Source organism: Neisseria sp. P0008.S010 (assembly GCF_051962715.1).
Lineage (GTDB): Bacteria > Pseudomonadota > Gammaproteobacteria > Burkholderiales > Neisseriaceae > Neisseria > Neisseria elongata.
On sequence record NZ_JBQCVA010000018.1, the window covers coordinates 38,257 to 41,584 of the forward strand.

Annotated in this window: 1 pseudogene and 1 CRISPR repeat array; the pseudogene reads left to right on the plus strand. The window is 54.1% G+C overall.

The features are described from left to right. Positions 1 to 57 precede the first annotated feature (57 nt). Positions 58 to 2,479: a CRISPR direct-repeat array (repeat unit 32 nt; unit sequence CCAGCCGCCTTCAGGCGGCTGTGTGTTGAAAC). A 486-nt stretch (positions 2,480 to 2,965) separates the two neighbouring features. Beyond that, a pseudogene (locus tag ACTHSL_RS06435) lies at positions 2,966 to 3,264 on the plus strand (hypothetical protein); the annotation flags it as partial. Positions 3,265 to 3,328 lie beyond the last annotated feature (64 nt).

Consider the following 3,328-nt stretch of genomic DNA (forward strand, 5'->3'; position numbering starts at 1 on the left):
TCAGGCGGCTGTGTGTTGAAACTCCGGAACAAGCAAAACAAGACCGATTAGACGGACCCAGCCGCCTTCAGGCGGCTGTGTGTTGAAACTCATCAATGCCCGGGCGAAGTTGAAAAACCCAAACCAGCCGCCTTCAGGCGGCTGTGTGTTGAAACCGCTCAATAAGAAAGGCCGTCTGAAATTTTCAGGCCCAGCCGCCTTCAGGCGGCTGTGTGTTGAAACTCTATCAGATTTATCTGCATATCCAAACTCTTCAACCAGCCGCCTTCAGGCGGCTGTGTGTTGAAACAACATCGATCCGGAAGTGTTTTTAAACAGGAATTGCCAGCCGCCTTCAGGCGGCTGTGTGTTGAAACTATAGCAGGTAAAATATGAAAAAAGATGTATCAATCCAGCCGCCTTCAGGCGGCTGTGTGTTGAAACTCTTTCTTACAATTTTTCAAACGCTTTTACCAAGCCCAGCCGCCTTCAGGCGGCTGTGTGTTGAAACATTCGAGTCTTCGTACTGCCCTGTCGGGTCTTTGCGCCAGCCGCCTTCAGGCGGCTGTGTGTTGAAACTATCAACCTTAACTTAAACTTGACAGGAGCTAAAAACCAGCCGCCTTCAGGCGGCTGTGTGTTGAAACAGTGTTGTAGGACAATCAATTATTCAAATGATGTCCCAGCCGCCTTCAGGCGGCTGTGTGTTGAAACAATATGGGTTGGATGCTATCACTGGTAAATCTGTCCAGCCGCCTTCAGGCGGCTGTGTGTTGAAACGAGGTAGCCTAAAAACTCGCAGGTGTACAGGATGCCAGCCGCCTTCAGGCGGCTGTGTGTTGAAACTATTTATCAAGTATAGAGAGCGGCTTCGCCGCCCCAGCCGCCTTCAGGCGGCTGTGTGTTGAAACTTTTGCATGGGTTGGAGGGTGTTAAGTAATCGGCCAGCCGCCTTCAGGCGGCTGTGTGTTGAAACCGCGGTAGCAGGCGGGATGCCGCCGGTCTGCGTGCCAGCCGCCTTCAGGCGGCTGTGTGTTGAAATGGCAATGTTGCCGAGTTTTTAAAGGATGAGACATCCAGCCGCCTTCGGGCGGCTGTGTGTTGAAATCTGGTCGCACTCATCCACCAAACCGTACTGGCGGACCAGCCGCCTTCGGGCGGCTGTGTGTTGAAATTATTATTTTTGGATTTATCCATAGGAAGTTTTTGCCAGCCGCCTTCGGGCGGCTGTGTGTTGAAATTAGACATGAAAAAATCACTTTGACGGAGTGATTGCCCAGCCGCCTTCGGGCGGCTGTGTGTTGAAATTTCGGCGCTGAGTTTGCAACCGGCACCATGAAAGCCAGCCGCCTTCGGGCGGCTGTGTGTTGAAATTTTCTGTCATTTTTGATGATGTTGGCATTATTTCCCAGCCGCCTTCGGGCGGCTGTGTGTTGAAATTCGCCGAACGACATCTACAACTGGCCTATTTACTACCCAGCCGCCTTCGGGCGGCTGTGTGTTGAAATTTTCTGTCATTTTTGATGATGTTGGCATTATTTCCCAGCCGCCTTCGGGCGGCTGTGTGTTGAAATAGGTTGTCGGGCAAACCTACGAATTCAAATACGACCAGCCGCCTTCGGGCGGCTGTGTGTTGAAATTGTTTAAATTATGGCAAGCTGTGTTTAACTGTATCCAGCCGCCTTCGGGCGGCTGTGTGTTGAAATGCTGTCAAATTGGCAATGGGGTGTAGGACATCTACCAGCCGCCTTCGGGCGGCTGTGTGTTGAAATGATGGCGGCAAAACCCCCGCCGATTTAATAGCCCCAGCCGCCTTCGGGCGGCTGTGTGTTGAAATGATGGCGGCAAAACCCCCGCCGATTTAATAGCCCCAGCCGCCTTCGGGCGGCTGTGTGTTGAAATGCTTAGCTCGTATAAGCTGCACTGGCTCGCAAACCAGCCGCCTTCGGGCGGCTGTGTGTTGAAATTGCCCAATCGCGGCAGGTTTCAGGCTTGATTAGGCCAGCCGCCTTCGGGCGGCTGTGTGTTGAAATTTCTTCGTGGATTTGGGAAGATGGTAGTATTTTCAACCAGCCGCCTTCGGGCGGCTGTGTGTTGAAATAATCATAGCACGGATGACAGGCCGGAAAGACGGCCCAGCCGCCTTCGGGCGGCTGTGTGTTGAAATCCCGAACGTCCGGCGGTGCAGGTTTTGGCCAGCGCCAGCCGCCTTCGGGCGGCTGTGTGTTGAAATGCCTTTATCGAAGCCCTCAAGGCAGGCACGGCGACCCAGCCGCCTTCGGGCGGCTGTGTGTTGAAATGAGAACATCATCGGGCATTTGTGGGCGGCCAAGAACCAGCCGCCTTCGGGCGGCTGTGTGTTGAAATAGTGAAGCGGGTTATTGCCCTGCTCCCGTGCAATCCAGCCGCCTTCGGGCGGCTGTGTGTTGAAATCGTGTCGGCCAGGGCATTTTGCAGGTCGTCTGCAACCAGCCGCCTTTGGGCGGCTGTGTGTTGAAATGATATAAGGCGGCACGAACTTTAGCACCTTTTCGTAAAATCTTTGACACCTAATTAGGCCGCGCTATAAGGTGGAACTTTGATACCGCCCGCCGCTTAGGCGGGTTTCAGGACGGTCGGACGCGGTGTGGCCGGCGCGGCGGCAGGGGCTTATGTGCTAGCGCAGCCGGTTAATCGGACGATGGATTTCGATACGGCTTTGCGCCATGCCGCCAATACCATGTGTGCGGGCAAAAGCATGAACGAAAAGCGCGCGGGCATGGAGGAAATCAAGAAATCGGTTATGGATGCCGCCTATGTAGGCGGAACGACGCCCGAGGCCGCTTTGGAAGCCATGAATACCATGGTGGCCAGCGGCGCGATGAGCGGCGAGGCCGTGAAAAAACTGTTGCCGACCGTTATGAAAACCGCCGCTGCCGCCAATGCGGAAGGAAACGATATTGCCAATATCATTACCAAGGCTCTGCAGGCGGGGTTCAAAGAGGCGGATAGCGCGAGAGACGGCGGGGTGCGCATTAAAACCATGCCGCTGCCTGCTAATAAATGGATTTAATCCCGCTGCCGCAATCTGTTGCCATATCGGCCGGCCGCTTGTTCCACCGCACACACGGGGCAGGTTACGACTGGCTAGGTGCGATTGGCGTGGTACTCAAATCACCACACAGCAAAAGCCGTTGGTTTTGCAGCGAATGGTGCGCATATGTAATAGGCTACACTAACCCGTGCCGATACAGCCCGCAAGCCCTATATGCCGCGGTATCAACTAAAGATAGATGTAGAAAATAACCGCGTTGTTTACACCACAGGTTGAGAAAAGTAAGCCTGCAAAACCTCAAACGGCGTATCGCCG